This is a genomic window from Amycolatopsis sp. 195334CR, assembly GCF_017309385.1.
Classification (GTDB): domain Bacteria; phylum Actinomycetota; class Actinomycetes; order Mycobacteriales; family Pseudonocardiaceae; genus Amycolatopsis.
Genome location: NZ_JAFJMJ010000004.1, coordinates 407,807 through 424,955, shown reverse-complemented (window position 1 = coordinate 424,955; position 17,149 = coordinate 407,807). Strand labels below are relative to the sequence as shown.

Genomic DNA, 17,149 nt, shown 5'->3' with positions numbered 1-17,149 from the left:
GGCGCCTGCGCAAGCCACCTCGCTGACCGCTCAGGCGACCGCGCAGGCTGCCCCGTTGAGCACGAGGCGACTTGGGCAGGGCGCCCACCGACCGCGAGGTGGCTGCGCGGGCCGACCCGCGCAGGCGACCACCCAAGCCACCCCGCCGACAGCTAGGCGACCGTGCAGGTCGCCCCATTCAGCGAGTAGGCGGCTGGTTTACCGCTGTTGCCGGTGTGCGTGGCTTGGAAGCCGATGCTCACCGACCCACCCGCGGCGATGCCGGGGTTGTAGCCGACGTTCGTGGCGGTCACCTGACCCGAGGCCGGCGAGTAGGCCGCGCCCCAGCCGGAGGTGATGGTCTGCCCGCCGGGCAGGGTGAAGGCCAGTGACCAGCCGTTGATCCCCGCCGTGCCGGTGTTGGTGATGGTCAGTTCCGAGGTCAGGCCGGAGTTCCACGCGTTGACCGTGTTCGTCACCTGGCACGCGCCCGGCTGCGGGTTCGGGGTGCCGCCGCCGGAGAACTGGCTGAAGAACTTCCACACCTCACCCGCGGTCCAGGTCTGCCAGCCCTCGCAACCGCAGCCGTCGATGGGGCCGGGCGTGTGGCCACCGTCGAACGCGGCCCACACCACCGGATAACCGGCCTGGCAACCGGAGTAGGCGGTGACGATGTGACTCCGGCTGCCCTGCGCCGGTTCGGGCGGGTTCTGCGGGGTGCACCCGTTGTTCTTCACGAACCGGTCCCGCAGCGCGCGTCCCTGCGAGATGTTGAGCACGGTGTCCCCGAGCCCGTGGATCCCCATGTACGCGATGGGCTGGGTACCGCCGGAACACCCGCTCAGCTGGGCACCCGAGTACACCGCGACCGCGCGGAAAACCGTCGGCCTGGCACACGCGAGCGCGTTGCTCATCCCGCCGCCGTAGCTGAACCCCAGCGCGAACCGCTGCGTGGTGTCGACGCAGAGCGCGGCTTCGAGCTGCTTGATCATGTCGTCGGTGAAGGTCACGTCCTCACCGCCGGAGTTGGCCCAGCCGTTGCTGATCCCCTGGGGCGCGACGAAGATCGCGCTGTTGTTCGCCAGCCGCTGCTGGCCGTAGTAGGCCCAGTTCGCCCCGTCGGAGCCACCGGAGTTGACGTCGTTCGCGGTGCCGCCCCACCAGTGGTAGCCGAAGATCAGCCGGTAGGGGTGGTTCCGGTCGTACCCGTCGGGCAGCTTCAGGATGTAGGTGCGGTTCTTGCCACCGCTGGAAATGGTGTGGGTGCCGGTGTTCAGCGCGGGTGCCTTCCCGCACCCGGCGGTGGCCGCCGCCGTGCCCACGTCCGCGGGTGCCCCGGCCGTGGCCGGGGTGGCACCCGTGCCCAGGACGAGCAGCGCCGCGACCGCGGTGGCGCTCAGCCAGGACCTGTGTTTCACCATCACAACTCCCTGTGGTTGTTCGGATATCTCTACTGGCGCTGGAGGTGGAACCGCTGGTTGGCGGCCGTGGTGGGCGTCCACTGGGAGATTCGGGTGCCGTCGGCGCTCGAGGCGGCCCAGACGTCCATGGCCAGGCCGCTCTGCCGGTTGCGCAGGCCGACCACCCCGCCGCCGTGGTCGACCACCTGCCACTGCTGGTTCACCGCGCCGGTGTCCGGCTGCTGGGCGAGGTCCGCGCCGGTGGCCGCGCTCACCGGCTGGAGCACCAGGCCGCTGTGCCGCGCCCGGATCCGGTAGTGACCGCCACCCGAGTCGAGGAACTCGAACTGCTGGTTGGTCCCGCCGGTGGCCTGCCACTGCACCAGCACCGCGCCGGCGGCGGTGGCCCCGCCGCTGATGTCCGCGAGCTTCCCGCTGTGCTGGGCGGCCAGCCGGTAGAACACGCCGGGCTCCACCACCGCGCCCTGGCCGGTGGCCCGGTAGGTGTGCCCGGCCTGCCCGGTGAACTCGACCAGGTCGGCTTCCGGCTTCGCGGGCTGGACCTCGGTACCGGTGGTCTGGTCCACGAGCTGCCAGGTACCGGTGAACAGGCGGCTGCGCACCCGGACGGGGCCGGTCCGGTCCGGGGTCACGGTCAGCTCCACCGCCCCGCCGCCGCTCCACTTCGCGCCGACCGTGTGGCCACCGCGCCCGCGCAGGCCCGTGACGCTCCCGGCAGGCCACGCCGACGGCAGCGCGGGCAGCACGTGCAGTTCACCGTGGTGGCTGTGCAGCAGCATTTCGGCGATCCCGCCGGTGGCGCCGAAGTTGCCGTCGATCTGGAACGGCGGGTGCAGGTCGAACAGGTTGGGCGCCAGCCGCTCGGGCGTCACCAGCAGGCGGAGCAGGTCGTGCGCCCGGCCGCCCTCCTCCATCCGCGCCCAGAAGTTGATCTTCCAGGCGAGCGACCAGCCGGTACCGGCGTCCCCCCGCAGTTCCAGCGTCCGGCGGGCGGCCTGGTACAGCTGCGGGGTGCCCCGCCGGGTGATCTGGTTGCTCGGGTGCAGGCCGTACAGGTGCGAGATGTGCCGGTGCCCCGGCTCGATCTCCACCCAGTCCTGGAGCCATTCCTGGATGTTGCCGCGTGACCCGACCTTCATCGGCGCCAGTTTCTGCCTGGCCGCCAGCACCTGGTCGCGGAACCCGGCATCCACCCCGAGCGCCTCGGCGGCACCGGCGCAGCCACCGAACAGGTCGCGCAGGATCTGCAGGTCCATCGTCGGGCCCGCGCAGATGCTCGCGTTCGCGTGGTGCAGCGCCTCCGGCGAGTTCGACGGATTGGTGACCAGGTGCCCCGAGGCGGGATCGGTCACCAGTGTGTCGAGGAAGAACTGCGCCGCGCCCTTCATCGCCGGGTAGTTCTGCTGGAGGAACGCGAGGTCGCCGGTGAACCGGTAGTGGTCCCAGATCATCGTGGCGAGCCAGGCGCCCCCGGTCTGCCACATGCCCCACAGCGCGCCGTCGACGACCGAGGAACCCCGCCAGGCGTCGGTGTTGTGATGGGTGACCCAGCCACGGGCACCGTACTGGGTTTTCGCGGTGCGGCCGCCGGTGACGATGAGGTCGCCGATCATGCGGAACACCGGTTCGAAGCACTCGGCCAGGTTCGTGGTGTCGGCGGGCCAGTAGTTCATCGGCAGGTTGGCGTTGAGGGTGTACTTCGAGTCCCACGCCGGGGCCAGCTGGTCGTTCCAGATGCCCTGCAGGTTCGCCGGTTGCGTGCCCGGCCGCGAGGACGAGATCAGCAGGTAGCGGCCGTACTGGAAGAGCAGGGCGGAGAACTGCGGATCGTGGGTGTGCTGGTGCTGGGCGATCCGGACGTCGGTCGGCTGGTCGGCCGCGGCGGTGCGGCCGACGTCGAGCGTGACCCGCCCGAACAAGGCCTGGTAGTCGGCCAGGTGCCGGGCGCGGAGCGCGTCGTACCCCACGGTCCTGGCCGCGTTCAGGCGGGACTGGGCGATCCCGCGGTAATCGCCGTTCACCGTCTGGTAGTCGACGTAGCTGGTGCCGATCGAGATCAGCAGGGTGACGCTGTTCGCGTTCGTCACCCGGAGCGTGCCGCCGGAACTGCTGGTGCTGCCGCCCTCGGCGATCGCCCCGGCCAGCGCCAGGAACCGGACCGAACCGGCGATCCCCCGCAGGTCACCGGAAATACCGTCCAGCGCGGTCGTGGTGCCGTCCGGATTGGACACCGTCGTGCGCTGCGGACTGCTGAACGCGGCGGTGAACGTCACCGAGCCGGGCTTGTCCGCGGTCAGGCGCAGGACGATCGCCTGGTCCGGCGCGCTGGCGAACACCTCACGCCGGTGACGCACCCCGTTCGCGGTGTAGGTGACCACCGTGGTGGCGGTGGTGAGGTCGAGCCACCGCTCGTACCCCGAAACGCCGCCGCCGGGCAGGGTGAGCTTGAGGTCACCGACGGGCTGGTAGGCCAGCTGCGCGGCGGGTTTGCCGAGCATCGCCTGGTTGACGCGGTCCTGCGCCTGCGTCCACTGGTTCGCCGAGACCAGCTGCCGGATCTGCGCGAGCGCGCCCGCGCCCAGCGGGTTGTCGTAGTTGTGCGGGCCACCCGCCCAGACCGTGTCCTCGTTGAGCTGCAACCGTTCCGTGTCGGTGCCGCCGAACACCATGGCGCCCAGGCGCCCGTTGCCGACGGGCAGCGCGCGCAACCAGTCGCTGCCCGCCGGTTCGTCGTACCACAGCGCCAGGTCACCGGCGGCCCGCACCTCGGCGGGGGCGGCGATCGCGGTCGCCGCCCACCCGGCGGGCACCAGTGCCGCGCCGAGCTTCATCGCCTGCCGCCGGGTCAGGTCCGGCAGCCCGCTCACGGGGTGGACCAGCGCTGGTTGGCACCGCCGGTGCAGCTCCACAACCGCACCGCCGCGCCGTTCGCCGTCGAGGAGTCGGCCACCTCCATGCACAATCCTGATGGGACGTTCGTGATGGTGCCGTCGGCGTTGCGGTTCCACTGCTGGTTGGCGCCGCCGTGACAGGTCCAGATGATCACCGCGGTGCCGTTGGCGGTCCCGGCGCCCGAGGCGTCGAGGCAGCGGCGCGAGTCTCCGGAGTAGACGGTCAGTTCCTTCGCGCCGGTGTGGGTCCACTGCTGGTTCGCGCCGTTCCAGCAGTCCCAGATCTGCGTCCGCGTGCCCGCCGCGGTGGTCTGGTTCGGCACGTCCAGGCACTTGTTCGCGCCCACCGAGCGCACGGCACCGGTGTCACCGCCACCACCACCGCCGTTGAGCGCGTCGAGCACCGCTTGGTACGCCTGCTTCTTCTGGTAGTTGGTGTCGAACAGCAGCGGCGTGTCGTTGGGCCGCCAGGTGTGCCGGTCGGTGATGCCCCAGGTGGTGATGCCGGTGCACCGCGTCACGGCCAGGCACGCCTGGGTGACCTGGCGGTACACATTGGCCTGGCCCGAACCGGAACCACCGACGTCCAGCTCGGTGATCTGCACGTCGACGCCGAGGTCGGAGAAGCGCCGGAGGTTCGCCTCGTAGCTGCTGAGGTTGGAGTTCGAGCCGAGGTGGCTCTGCATGCCCACGCAGTCGATCGGCACACCGCGGTTGCGGAAGTCGACGACCATGTTGTAGATCGCCGTGCTCTTGGCGTTGACGCCATCGGTGTTGTAGTCGTTGTAGCAGAGCTTCGCGGCCGGATCGGCGGTGCGGGCGGCGCGGAAGGCGTCCTCGATGTAGCCGTTGCCCAGCCGCTGCTGGAAGATGGACTGGCGGCGGCTGCCGTTCTCCTCGAACGCCTCGTTGACCACGTCCCACGAGTGGATCTTGCCCTTCCAGTGGCCGGCCACGCCGTTGATGTGGCCGACCATCGCCTGGCGCAGGTCGTTGCCGGAGAGGTTCCCGACCCAGCCGGGGTACTGCGCGTGCCAGACCAGGGTGTGGCCGCGCACGCTCATGCCGTGGCTGGCGGCGTAGTTGACGATCTGGTCGCCGCCGCCGAAGGTGAACTGGTTCCGGTTGGGCTCGGTGGCGTCCCACTTCATCGCGTTCTCGGCCACCACGCTGTTGAACTCCCGGTTCAGCGTGGCCGAGTACGAGGCGTCACCGAGGAGGTTCGGCACGACCGCGGCACCGAAGTAGCGGCCGGTCTGGGCCGCCGCGGCACCGAGCGTGTCCGCGGCCTGGGCGGTCCCGGCGGACACCACCAGCGTGGCCGCCGCGAGCCCGGCGGTCGCCAGCGCGGCGAACACCGACCGGAGGCGACCGCGCCGGCGCGGGGAGGAACTACTGCTCATCATCACCCTCATTTCCTTCTTCCTACGGGGTGGAGAGTTCGAAGCGCTGCAGGGTCACCGCGCCACCGAGTGCCTGGGTGGCGTGGTTGAACACGGCGAACCGGTAGCCCATGAAGAAGGTCCAGTTGTGGTTCATGGTGAACCCGGGCCCGAACGGGGTGAAGTTCACGCCGTCGGTGCTGTAGGAGAACCGTGCCTGCCTGCCCGCGCCCGGGCGGATGTCGGCGTTGGCGCGCAACCAGATCCGGCTACCGGCGAAGTCGGCACCCGCGACCTCGGTGCCGGTGTTCGTGGTGTTCCAGTTGCCGTCCATGGTCAGGTTGTTCACCATCACCACGCGGTTGCGGCCGCCGTCGCGCTTGATCCCGATCCAGGCGGAGGAATCGCGGAGCATGGCCAGCCCGGTCCGGTCACCGTCGCGCATCGCGGACAGGTCCAGCGTCACCGTGGCCGTCGAGCTGGGCCCCTGGATGCGGTGGGTCAGCGTGTTGCGGGCCGAGTACAGGTCCTGGGTGACGGTGGCAGTCTGCAGGCGGAGCCCCGCGCCGACGCTGTACTTCGTGGTGTCGGGGTTGTGGTTCCACTCCCACTGCGGGCCGAGCGCGGTGCCGGTGAAGGTGTCCACGCCGATCATCGGCTTGACCGGGCGCGGGGTCAGGTTCGGGAACGGGTAGGTCGTGCCCCACTTGCCGTTCACCGTCTGGAGCTGGGGCCAGCCGTCGGCGGTCCAGGTGACCGGCGCGAGCGCGGGCACGCGCCCGCCGGGATAGGCGTCGACGAAGGCCAGGTAGTACCACTCGCCGTGCTGGGTCTGGACGAGCCCGCCCTGGTGCGGCACGCCCCCGCCGGCGATCGGGCCCGGCAGGTCGAGCAGCACCTGCCGGAGCGTGTACGGGCCGAACGGGTTGTCCGCCTTGAGGATGTACTGGCCGTTCGCCGGGCGGGTCAGGAAGATGTAGTACTTGCCGTCCCGCTTGTAGAACCGCGCGCCTTCGAGCGTGCCGATGTTCGACGGGGTGCTGAACACCTGCTGGGAACGCACTTCGCTCTTCCCGTCCGGCGAAAGCTCCGCGACGCTGATGTTCGTGTTGCCGTACGCGACGTACATCTTGTCGTTGTCGTCGAACAGCAGGCCCGCGTCGTAGTAGCACTTGTTGATCGTGGTGTGCCGCTGCCACGGCCCCTCCACCGCCGCCGCGGTGTAGATGTGGGTGTTGGCGAAGTCGACGCACCCACCCCAGTAGAAGGTGTTGTTGCTGCGGCGGTGGTTGAACATCGACGCCCAGATGCCCCGGACGTACCCGCGCCCGCCGCTCAGGTCGTACTTCTGGCCGAAGTCCAGTCGCGGCACCGAATGCCCGGCGAACTCCCAGTTCACCAGGTCGTAGGAACGCAGGACCGGCGCACCCGGCGAATAGTGCATGGTGGACGCCGAGTAGTAGTAGGCGTCGTTCACCCGGATGATGTCGATGTCGGCGAAGTCCTGCCACAGCACCGGATTGCTGTACGTGGCCGGAGCGCTCGTCACGGGTGCCGCGGTCACCAGCCCGGCGGCGGTCACCAGCGCCAAGGTCACTGTCCACAGTCGACGGAGAGTCATCACCCACGCACCCATCGCTGGTTGGCCTGCCCGTTGCAGGTCCAGAGGACCACGGTCGTGCCGTTCGCCGTACCCGCCCCGTTGACGTCCAGGCAGAGTCCCGAACCGGCGTTCGTGATGGACCCGTTCGCGCCCAGTGTCCACTTCTGGTTGGCCTGGCCGTTGCACGGCCAGGTCACCACGCGGGTCCCGTTGGTGGTGCCGTGGTTGTAGGCGTCGAGGCACTTGTCACCGAAGACGCGGATCTCGCCACCCGCCCAGGTCGTCCACAGCTGGTTCGCCGCGGTGTGGCAGTCCCAGATCAGCGTGTTCGCGCCGGCCGCGGTCGAGCCGTTGTCGACGTCGAGGCAGCGGCCCGAACCCTCACCACGCAGGCGGGCCGTCGTGGCGGCCAGCGGTGTGCCGCCGGAGATCCGGTACGCCGCCACGCCGTGCGCCGAGACGCTCGCGCTGACCTGGCCGGTGGTGCTCGACGTGGCACCGGTCCACAGGTCGGTCAGCGTGAACGACCCGCCGGTGAGGCCGAGCTGGGCGGCCGTGGTGCTGATCGTCGCGGTACCGCCGCCGCGGTTGAACAACCCGACCGCGACCGAGCCGTCCGACAGCGGTTTGGCGAACACCTCGGCGTTGCCGTCGTCCCGCACCCGCCGCCCGCCGGCGCCGAGCGCGTCCTGGTTCACCGCCAGCAGCCGCGGGTTGCGCAGGATCGCGCTGACGTCGGCGGACATGGTGCGGAGGTCGTTGCCCGCCATCAGCGGCGCGGCCATCAGCGCCCACAACGCGAAGTGCGCGCGCGACTCGGTCAGCGTCAGCCCCGGCCGCCCGACCACCAGCATGTCCGGGTCGTTCCAGTGGCCGGGCCCGGCCTGCGCGGCCAGCGGGGCGGTCACGTCGACCACGTTCCCGACGCCCATCGGATAGCTGTTGACGTTCCCGTTCTGCCAGATGTCGAGCAGGTCCTCGGTGGTCCGCCACAGGTCGGCGACCGCGCCCCAGTCGTACTTGTCCCCGGTGATGGCGTGGAAGCTGTTGGGGTTGATGCTGTAGACGATCGGCCGTCCCGTCGCCCGCAGCGCGTCCCGCATCAGCGTGAACCGGGCGACCTGCTCGTCCCGCGTGCCCTCCGGTGAGCACCAGTCGTACTTGACGTAGTCGACGCCCCAGGCGGCGAAGGTGTTCGCGTCCTGGACCTCGTGGCCCGCGCTGCCGGTCGAACCGGGGTGCGTGCCGACGCGCTGCGCGCAGGTGCGTTCGGTGGGCACCTGGTAGATCCCGAACTTCAGGCCGCGGCCGTGGAGGTAGTCGCCGAGCGCCTTCATCCCGCTGGGGAACTTCGTCGGGTGGGCGCGCAGGTTGCCCTGGGCGTCGCGTTGCGGGTCGAACCAGCAGTCGTCGACCACCACGTACCGGTAACCGGCGTCCCGCATCCCCGAGCCGACCATCGCGTCGGCCGCCTGGCGGACCAGCGCTTCGGTCACCCCGCAGCCGAAGCTGTTCCAGCTGTTCCACCCCAGCGGGGGCGTCACCGCCGGACTGCCGGGCGCGGCCACGGGCTGGGGTGGGGCCGGGACGAACACGCCCGCCACCACGGTCAGGACGACCGCGAGCAGGCGGGCCAGGAAGATACCGGGTCGCGCGGGCCTCATCGCCCAACTCCTTCGTTGCCGTGACGGCACGGATCAGATGAATCTGACACATTTCCTACGAGGGTGGCGGCCCGGTGAACACCATAACCCGGCTCGTTGCGCTGTGGTCAAGCCAATGTTCGGCCGCTCGCACATCGGGGCCCCGGCCGCAGTCGACACGATGAGTCTGATCCATCTGGCTGACGCGCTTGTCGATGAGTTGGCTTATGTGGTCCACTGGTGCCGCAGCGCTGCCCCGTCCGACGTGACCGGTCGTCCGACGCCGAGCACCTCCCCTCACCCCAAGGAGATCCCGTGTTCGCGTCCTCCGTGGTGCGCAGACCGCTGTCCGTACTCCTGGCCCTGACCGCCGCGTTCGCGGTGCTGACCCCGGCACCGGCCGCCGTGGCGGCCACGACCACGCTCCACGCCGCACCGTCCGGCAGCGGCACCAGTTGCGCCGCCGCCGATCCGTGCTCGCTGTCCGGCGCGCAGGCCGCGGTGCGGGCGCTGGCCGGTGCGATGTCCGGCGACATCGTGGTGGAACTGGCCGGCGGCACCTACCGCCTTTCCGCGCCACTGCGGTTCTCCGCGGCCGACTCCGGCCACAATGGACACCGCGTGGTGTGGCGGGCGGCGCCGTCGGCCCGTCCGGTGATCACCGGCGCCCGCGCCGTCACCGGCTGGTCGATCGCCGACGCCGGCAAGAACATCTGGCGCGCGAACGTCGGCGCCGGGATCGACTCGCGGCAGCTGTACGTCGACGGCGCGATCGCCACCCGCGCGCGCACGCAGGTCAACCGGTCCGCCTTCACCTTCACCAGCACGGGCATGACCTTCTCCAGCCCCGAGCTGACTTACCTGAACAACCTGACCGGCCAGAACCGGGTCGAGGTGGAGAGCGTCAACTCGTTCACCGACCGGTATTCGCCCGTGCAGGGCATCAGCGGGAACGTCATCACCATGCGGCAGCCCGCGTGGAACAACAACACCTTCGGCTACGACACGCTCACCGCCCCGCACCGGGCAGGTCCGTTCTCCCTGGCCAACGCCTACGAATTCCTCGACGCCCCCGGCGAGTGGTACCTCAGCCCGCCGACCGGCGCGCTGTACTACCGCCCGCTCGCCGGGCAGAACCTGGCCGAGGTCAGCGTGGAACTGCCGGTGCTGCAGTCGCTGGTGCACGTCGGCGGCACCTACGACGCGCCAGCGCACGACCTCACCTTCAGCGGGATCACCTTCACCGGCACGAGCTGGCTCGGCCCCAGCGGCGACCAGGGGTACGCCGACCAGCAGACCGGCGCCTACCTCGCGGGCAACTGGAACTGGCCGGCCGACCGGCTGACCTCCTGCCAGAACGGCTGCCAGCAGTTCGAAGCCGCCCGGCCGCACTGGCAGCAGATGCCCGCCGCGGTGCAGGTTTCCGCCGCCGCGCGCATCACCTTCGACGACTCCGAGTTCGTCAACCTCGGCCAGACGGCCATCGGCATCGGCAACGACGCCAACGCCCACGCCACCGGGGTCGGCCTCGGCGCGAGCGACATCACCGTCAGCGGTTCCGAGATCGCCCGCAACTCCGCGGGCGGCATCGTCGCCGGTGGGGTCCGCGCCGACGCGCACCACCCCGGCGACCCGCGGATGACCAACCGGAACATCACCGTCAGCGACAACCGCATCCACGACCTCGGCCTGGACTACCGGGGCAACGTCTCGGTGCTGACCACCTACGTCACCACCACGAACGTGACCCACAACGAGGTCTACAACCTGCCCTACTCCGGCATGTCCATCGGCTACGGCTGGGGCAGCAACGACGCGGGCGGCAGCGACCACTACGCCAACCGCGGCCTGTACAACTACCAGCCGCGGTACTCCACCCCCACCACCGCCTCCGGCAACCGGCTCGTCGGCAACTACGTCCACGACGTCATGCAGCAGATGAACGACGGCGGCTGCGTCTACACCCTGGCGTGGAACCCGGGCGCGGAGATCAGCGGCAACCACTGCCTGCGGACGAACGGCCACTTCGGCCTCTACTTCGACGAGGGGTCGAAGTACTACACCGCCACCGGCAACGTCTTCTCCGCCACCGGCACCTGGGCCACGGCCAACTACTGGGGCGGCGAGAACATGGGCAACTGGACCGTGACCGGGAACTGGTCGGCCAACGGCAGCACCAACATCACCCACGGCGACCGGGGCAACGTGGTGCAGGGCAATGTCACCGTGACCAACGGGAACTGGCCCGCCGGTGCCCAGGCCGTGATGGCGAACGCCGGGCCCAGGACCGGCAGCGGGCCGCCGACCGGCACCATCGTCGGCAACCAGTCGGGCCGCTGCGTCGACGTCAACGGCACCGGAACCCGGCTCTGGGACTGCAACGGCACCGCCGGTCAGCAGTGGACCCACACCGCCGGCAAGCAACTCGTCGGCCTCGGCGGCAACTGCCTCGACGCGTCCGGGAAGGGAACGGCCAACGGCACCGCGGTACTCACCTGGGCCTGCCACGGCGGCACCAACCAGCAGTGGAACCTCAACGCCAACGGCACCATCACCGGCGTGCACTCGGGGCTGTGCCTGGACGCCAGCGGCGGCGGGACCGCGAACGGGACCGTGGTCCACCTCTGGTCCTGTCACGGCGGGGCGAACCAGCAGTGGAGCCGGAAGTGAAGCGTCCGGCACGGTGGGCGGTGGCGCTGCTGGCAACGCTGGCACTAGCGGGTTGCGGGAGCGCTTCGGGCCCCGAATCGTCCTCCACCGGAACGGGCAAGCTGGTGGTCTGGGACTGGAAGTCCGGTGATCCCGCCGCGGCCGCCTACCTCGAAAAGGCGAAGGCCGACTTCGCGGGCAAGCACCCCGGCGTCACCGTCGAGTTCGTGGCGCAGCCGTTCGACCAGTACTACACCCTGCTCGGCACCGCCATCCAGGCCGGTGCGGGGCCGGACGTGGTGTTGTTCAACGGTGGCGGCCGGATCCGCGACCGGGTGGACGCGCTCGTGCCGCTGGATCCCTACGTCGCCGAGGACCGGAACCGGCTGACGGGCTGGGACGCGTTCGGCGCGAACGGCAAGACCTACGCCTCACCGGTCACGCTGCAGGGTCATCCGATCTACTTCAACAAGAAGCTGTACCGGGAAGCGGGCCTCGACCCGGACAGCCCGCCCGCGACCTGGAACGACCTCACCGCCCGGTGCGCCACGATCAAGGACAGGACCGGCGCGCGCTGCTTCGCGCTCGGCAACAAGGAAGGCGCCGGAATCCAGTTCTTCCTCTCGGGCCTGGGTTCGGGCGCCCTCACCGACCAGGAGTACCGCGACTGGATCGCCGGGAAACGCGACTGGTCCTCGCCGAACGTGAAGCGGATCTTCGAGCTGTGGACCGAGACCGACGCCGCGGGGCTCAACACCGAAGGCGCCAACTCGACCGCGATGTTCAACGACTCCTTCGCGAAGTTCCAGTCCGGCGAGGCGGCCCACGTCATCGGGCTGATGTCGGATGTCGGGCACTGGCAGGACTTCGGCGAGTTCCTCGACCCCGCCGACCTCGGCGTGCTGCGGGCACCGGTGATCACCGCGGGCACGGCACCGAGCCTGCCCTACGACGGCGGCATCGGGTACGCGGTGACCAGGTGGACCGCCGATCCCGCGCGCGCCGCCGACCTCGTCCGCTCACTGACCACAAAGGACGCACTGGCGGCGTTCCACACCGGCGCCGGTGCGATCGCCGCGGACACCTCCCTCGACGTGTCGGAGGCGGGCCCGGTCGTCTCCGAGATCGTCTCCGGGATCGCCGGCGGCAGGCCCGCCCTGCACGTGGCCCTGTCCTCGTCGACCCTCGACCTGATGGGGCGGCTGTCCCAGCAACTGCTCAGCGGCTCGGTCACCGTCGACGACGCGCTGGCGCAGCTGGCCGCCTCGGACCGGGACGGCTGACCGGGTGCCGGCCGGTGCCCGCCGCCTGAGCGCGGATCGCCTCGCGCCGTACGTGCTGGTGGCCCCGGCCGTGCTGGTCCTCGTCGTGCTGCGGGTGTACCCGCTGGGCCTCGGCGTCAACTTCTCCTTCACCGGGGACGGGGAACGCGACGGAACGGCCGTCGGGCTGGACAACTACGCGACCCTGTTCGGCGACCCGCTGTTCCTCGGCGCGCTGCGGAACGTGCTGCTGCTGATCCTCCTGCTCCCGGTGGCGGTCGCGATCCCCGGGCTGCTCGCGACGTTCATCTACCTGCGGGTGCCGGGACACCGCGTGTTCCGCGGGGTCTACTTCTTCCCCGCCGTGCTGTCCCCGGTGATCGCCGGGGCGATCTTCAACCTGCTGCTGGCCTTCGACGGCCCGGCCAACGCCGTGCTCGGTGCCGTCGGCCTCGGCCCGGTCGACTGGCTCGGTGATCCGGACGTGGCCCTCTTCGCGGTGGTCGGCGTGTACGTCTGGGCGACCTTCGGCATGGCGCTGGTGGTGTTCCTCGCCGGTTTCTCCACTTTGGACTCGTCACTGCTCGACGCCGCGCGGATCGACGGCGCGGCACTGCCCCGGCTGATCTGGCACGTGATCGTGCCCGGCCTGTCCCGCACCATCCAGTTCGTCTTCGTGACCACCATGATCGGGCTGCTCACCTCGATGTTCGGCCTGCTCTACGTGATGACCGGCGGCGGCCCGGGCGGCGCCACCTACCTGCCGGAGTACTACATCTGGATCCAGCAGGGCCAGCTGGACCGCCCGGCGCTGGCCTCGGCGGCGTCCACCGTGCTCTTCCTCGTCATGGTGGCCGCGGGCCTGCTGCAGATCAGCCTGCTCCGCCGGTCGGGCGGGGAAGGCTGATGGCGGGCGCGGGCCGGTGGCTGGCCGCCGTGCCGATGGCGGCGCTCGCGCTGGCCACGATCTACCCGCTGGTCTTCACCACGAACGTCGCGCTGAAGACCCGGCGCGAGTACGTCCTCGACCGCTTCTCCCCCACGGACTCCCCGCGGTGGGACAACCTCGCCACCGCCTGGGACGACGCCGGGATGGCGCGGTACTTCACCACTTCGCTCATCGTGGTGACCTGCGCGGTGGTCCTGCTGCTGTGGTTCGGGTCGATGGCCGGATTCGCCATCGGCAGCCTGCGGTTCCGCGGCTCGCGGGCGCTGTTCCTCGGCTGCCTCGCGGCGTTGTTCGTGCCGTTCCAGGTGATCATGGTCCCGCTCGCCAGGACGATGGCCGACCTCGGGCTGCTCGACACCCGTCCCGGGCTGGTCCTCGCCTACGTCGCGCAATTCCTCCCGTTCACCATCTTCCTGATGGCGAGCTACTACGCGCACATCCCGGCCGAGATCGTCGACGCGGCCAGGGTCGACGGCAACACCCCGTTCGGGGTCTACCGGCGGATCATGCTGCCGATGGGCACCCCGGCGCTGATCTCGGTCGGCGTGCTGGACGCGTTGTTCTGCTGGAACGACGTGCTCATCGCGCTGCTGCTGATGCCCTCGGCCGGGAACCGCACGCTGATGGCCGGGGTCACCTCGCTGCGCGGGCAGTACTCCGACAACATCCCGGTCTTCGCCGCCGGCGTGCTGATCGCCGCCGTGCCGGTGCTGGTGGTCTACCTGTTCTTCCAGCGCCACATCGCCGAAGGCGTCACCGCCGGGTCCACGAAGGGCTGACATGCGGATCACCGGGTTCCGAACGCTGCACACGGTCCACGAATGGGGACGGCCGGTCGGGGACGCCAACGGCGTGTTCGCCGACGGCCGGGTGCCCGTGCCGATCGTCCTGGTGGACACCGACGAGGGGATCACCGGGGTCGGCCTCGGGCCGCACGTCGACGCCGACGCGATCTTCGCCGCCATCGACGGCGAAGACCCGCGCGCGGTCACCGCGCTCTACGACCGCATGCTGCGGCAGACGTTCAAAGCCGGGCACGCGGGCGCGGTGTTCGGCACCATCGGTGCCTTCGACACCGCGCTGTGGGACATCAAGGCCCAGGCCGCCGGGGAACCGCTCTGGCGGCTGCTCGGCGGCCGCGACCGGCGCGTGCCCGCCTACGCGTCCGGTTTGGACATCGGCCTCACCGACGCCGAACTCGTGGTGGTGTACCAGGAATACGCCGAACACGGGCTGCGCGCGGCCAAGCTCAAGGGCGGGCTGGACGTCGACCGGGACCGGCACCGGCTGACGCTGGTCCGCGAAGTGCTCGCCGGTGCCGCCCGCGGCCCGCGGCCCGTGCTGATGCTCGACGCGAACGAGTCGTGGTCCCGCAAGCAGGCCGTGCGCCACGTGGGCGAACTGGAACGCACCCTCGACCTCACCTGGGTCGAGGAACCGGTCCGGCGCTGGGACGCCGACGGGCTCGCCGCCGTCGGCCGGGGCGTCCGCGCCTCGATCGCCGGCGGCGAGAACCTGTCCGGCCTCGAACAGTTCCGCCCGCTGCTCGCCGCCGGCGCCCTCGACGTGGTCCAGACCAGCGCGGTCTGGGGCATCACCCACTTCCTGCGGGTGGCCACCCTGGCCCACGCCCACGACCTGCCGGTCAGCCCGGTCGGCACCACCCCCGCCGGCCTGCTGCACGCCGCCGCCTCGGCGCCGAACCACCTGGCCGCCGAACTGCAGGACCTCCGGCCACCCCGCGGCGTGCTCGTCGACGTGCACGTGGAGGACGGCCACTTCGTGCTCGGCGACTCGGCGGGCATCGGCGTCCGGATCGAAGAGGAGCTGATCCGGGCGCGGCCCGGTGTCCCGGCGGGCGGCGGGCCGAACGTCCGGCCGGAATCGGCCGGGCGCCGCCTGCTCCCCGTGCCGGACGGCATGCCCGCCCGCCCCGGTGTGGTCCGGCCGCTCCCCCTCCGCCAGGCCGACCGGACCTGACCCCGGTTCAGGCCGGGATGACGTACCGGAGCGCGAGCCAGGCCGACACGGTCGCCACCGTCGTCCAGAGCACGATGGCCACCGCCTGCCAGAACAGCACCCGCGTCCGCGGTGTCCCGCCGGCGACGAGCATCGCGGACATGAACTGGGTCGGGATGGCGAGCGGGCCGAGCAGGCTCGCGCCGGGGACCCCGAACCGGGCGAGCGCCTTCTTGAACCGCCTGCGGCCCTTGGATTCGGGCTTGGCGGGCTTGGCTTCGTCCTCCGCGTGGGCCGCGCGGTGGTGGCTCACCACGGCGGCGCGAGCCTTCGAAGTGAGCAGCACGACCACGAGCACGCAGAGGAAGTTCCCCGCGGCCGCGGCGATGCCCGCGACGACGGGGTGGAGGCCGCCCAGCACCCCGATCAACGACGCCACCTCGCCCTCGATGGCCGGGACCGCGCCGGCGAGCGCCACGATGACGGGCTGGATGAACTCGGGTACCTGCCCGACGAGCTCCTGGAAGTCCCCGACCAGGTTCTCAACGGGACTCATCACGGGATCCCTTGCCGAGGAACCCGGTCAGCGCCGCGTTCACCTCGTCCGCGTGGGTCCACAGCAGACCGTGCGGGGCGCCGTCGATCTCGACGTACTCGGCTTCCGGGAACGCCGCGTGGAACCGGCGCGCGGTGACGTCGACGGGCAGGATGTTGTCCTTGGTGCCGTGCAGGATCAGCGCCGGCTTGCCGCTGGCGCGCACCGCCTCGACGTCACCGCGGAAGTCCTCGAGCCAGGACGGGACGACCGCGTACGCGGCGACCGGGGCGCTGCCGATCGCGACGTTCCAACTGCCGGCGACGGCCTCCTGGCTGATCCGGGAGCCGAGGTTCTCGTCCAGGTTGTAGAAGTCCGAGAAGAACTTGGTGAACCAGGCGTACCGGTCGCCCTTCGCGGCCGCGGCGATGCCGTCGAACACCTCCTGCGAGACGCCATCGGGGTTGTCGTCACGGGCGACGAGGAACGGTTCGAGCGAAGCGAGGAACGCCAGCTTCGCCACCCGCCCGTGCCCGTGGCGTGCCACGTACCTGGCCAGTTCCCCGGTGCCCATGGAGAACCCGACCAGCACCACGTCGCGCAGGTCCAGGGTTTCCAGCAGGGTGTTCAGGTCCGCGGCGAAGGTGTCGTAGTCATAACCGGAACCGGCCTTCGACGACCGCCCGAAACCGCGGCGGTCGTAGGTGATGACCCGGTAGCCGGACGCGAGGAGCTCCCGCGTCTGGCGCTCCCAGCTGTGCCCGTCGAGCGGGTAGCCGTGGATGAGCACGACCGGCTGCCCCGATCCCTGGTCCTCGTAGTACAGCTCGACCGGCGCGCTGTTCTCGGTGCCGACGGTGATGTAGCCCATGGTTC

At 70.6% G+C, this 17,149-nt stretch carries 12 protein-coding genes; 5 read left to right on the top strand and 7 right to left on the bottom strand.

The annotated features are described in order from the left end of the window. Positions 1–152 precede the first annotated feature (152 nt). Genes JYK18_RS45760 through JYK18_RS45740 form a run of 5 tightly spaced genes read right to left on the bottom strand, consistent with a single transcriptional unit; the run spans position 153 to position 8,940 of the window. Positions 153–1,400, bottom strand: coding sequence for a cellulose binding domain-containing protein (locus JYK18_RS45760; RefSeq protein ID WP_206810589.1), 1,248 nt, complete (start codon positions 1,398–1,400; stop codon positions 153–155). A gap of 29 nt (positions 1,401–1,429) precedes the next feature. Further along, positions 1,430–4,267, bottom strand: coding sequence for a glycoside hydrolase N-terminal domain-containing protein (locus JYK18_RS45755; RefSeq protein ID WP_307796379.1), 2,838 nt, complete (start codon positions 4,265–4,267; stop codon positions 1,430–1,432). Then, positions 4,264–5,694: an endo-1,4-beta-xylanase gene (locus JYK18_RS45750; protein WP_206810588.1), complete on the bottom strand. Its 1,431-nt coding sequence runs from the start codon at positions 5,692–5,694 to the stop codon at positions 4,264–4,266. The genes JYK18_RS45755 and JYK18_RS45750 overlap by 4 nt, the downstream gene beginning before the upstream one ends. A gap of 22 nt (positions 5,695–5,716) precedes the next feature. After that, positions 5,717–7,270: a glycoside hydrolase 43 family protein gene (locus JYK18_RS45745; protein WP_307796378.1), complete on the bottom strand. Its 1,554-nt coding sequence runs from the start codon at positions 7,268–7,270 to the stop codon at positions 5,717–5,719. A 23-nt stretch (positions 7,271–7,293) separates the two neighbouring features. Beyond that, complete coding sequence (locus tag JYK18_RS45740; RefSeq protein WP_206810586.1) at positions 7,294–8,940, bottom strand: lectin; 1,647 nt, start codon at positions 8,938–8,940, stop codon at positions 7,294–7,296. Positions 8,941–9,234: 294 nt separating this feature from the next. On the opposite strand from JYK18_RS45740, the gene JYK18_RS47385 reads away from it, so the two are divergent. Genes JYK18_RS47385 through JYK18_RS45715 form a run of 5 tightly spaced genes read left to right on the top strand, consistent with a single transcriptional unit; the run spans position 9,235 to position 15,759 of the window. Beyond that, positions 9,235–11,589: an RICIN domain-containing protein gene (locus tag JYK18_RS47385; protein ID WP_307796377.1), complete on the top strand. Its 2,355-nt coding sequence runs from the start codon at positions 9,235–9,237 to the stop codon at positions 11,587–11,589. Further along, positions 11,586–12,851 carry an ABC transporter substrate-binding protein gene (locus JYK18_RS45730; protein ID WP_206810585.1) on the top strand — a complete coding sequence of 422 codons (1,266 nt, stop codon included), beginning with the start codon at positions 11,586–11,588 and terminating at the stop codon, positions 12,849–12,851. The genes JYK18_RS47385 and JYK18_RS45730 overlap by 4 nt, the downstream gene beginning before the upstream one ends. Positions 12,852–12,855: 4 nt before the next feature. Next, positions 12,856–13,737: a carbohydrate ABC transporter permease gene (locus JYK18_RS45725; protein ID WP_206810583.1), complete on the top strand. Its 882-nt coding sequence runs from the start codon at positions 12,856–12,858 to the stop codon at positions 13,735–13,737. Next, a complete protein-coding gene (locus JYK18_RS45720) occupies positions 13,737–14,558 on the top strand; it encodes a carbohydrate ABC transporter permease (RefSeq protein WP_206810582.1) in 822 nt (273 codons plus the stop codon). Before JYK18_RS45725 ends, JYK18_RS45720 begins: the two co-directional genes overlap by 1 nt. 1 nt (position 14,559) lies before the next feature. Beyond that, on the top strand, positions 14,560–15,759 hold the full coding sequence (locus JYK18_RS45715) for a mandelate racemase/muconate lactonizing enzyme family protein (protein WP_206810581.1): 1,200 nt from the start codon (positions 14,560–14,562) through the stop codon (positions 15,757–15,759). Between the two features lie 7 nt (positions 15,760–15,766). On the opposite strand, the gene JYK18_RS45710 is transcribed toward JYK18_RS45715, so the two are convergent. Beyond that, entirely contained in the window at positions 15,767–16,294 is a 528-nt protein-coding gene (locus JYK18_RS45710) for a hypothetical protein (RefSeq protein ID WP_206810580.1), read from the bottom strand. Further along, complete coding sequence (locus JYK18_RS45705; RefSeq protein ID WP_206810579.1) at positions 16,281–17,144, bottom strand: alpha/beta fold hydrolase; 864 nt, start codon at positions 17,142–17,144, stop codon at positions 16,281–16,283. Before JYK18_RS45705 ends, JYK18_RS45710 begins: the two co-directional genes overlap by 14 nt. Positions 17,145–17,149 lie beyond the last annotated feature (5 nt).

Coding starts and splice junctions, on each gene's coding strand:
- JYK18_RS45710 (WP_206810580.1), bottom strand. CDS start 16,294: ATGAGTCCCGTTGAGAACCTGGTCGGGGACTTCCAGGAGCTCGTCGGG.
- JYK18_RS45740 (WP_206810586.1), bottom strand. CDS start 8,940: ATGAGGCCCGCGCGACCCGGTATCTTCCTGGCCCGCCTGCTCGCGGTC.
- JYK18_RS45705 (WP_206810579.1), bottom strand. CDS start 17,144: ATGGGCTACATCACCGTCGGCACCGAGAACAGCGCGCCGGTCGAGCTG.
- JYK18_RS45720 (WP_206810582.1), top strand. CDS start 13,737: ATGGCGGGCGCGGGCCGGTGGCTGGCCGCCGTGCCGATGGCGGCGCTC.
- JYK18_RS45750 (WP_206810588.1), bottom strand. CDS start 5,694: ATGAGCAGTAGTTCCTCCCCGCGCCGGCGCGGTCGCCTCCGGTCGGTG.
- JYK18_RS45715 (WP_206810581.1), top strand. CDS start 14,560: ATGCGGATCACCGGGTTCCGAACGCTGCACACGGTCCACGAATGGGGA.
- JYK18_RS45760 (WP_206810589.1), bottom strand. CDS start 1,400: ATGGTGAAACACAGGTCCTGGCTGAGCGCCACCGCGGTCGCGGCGCTG.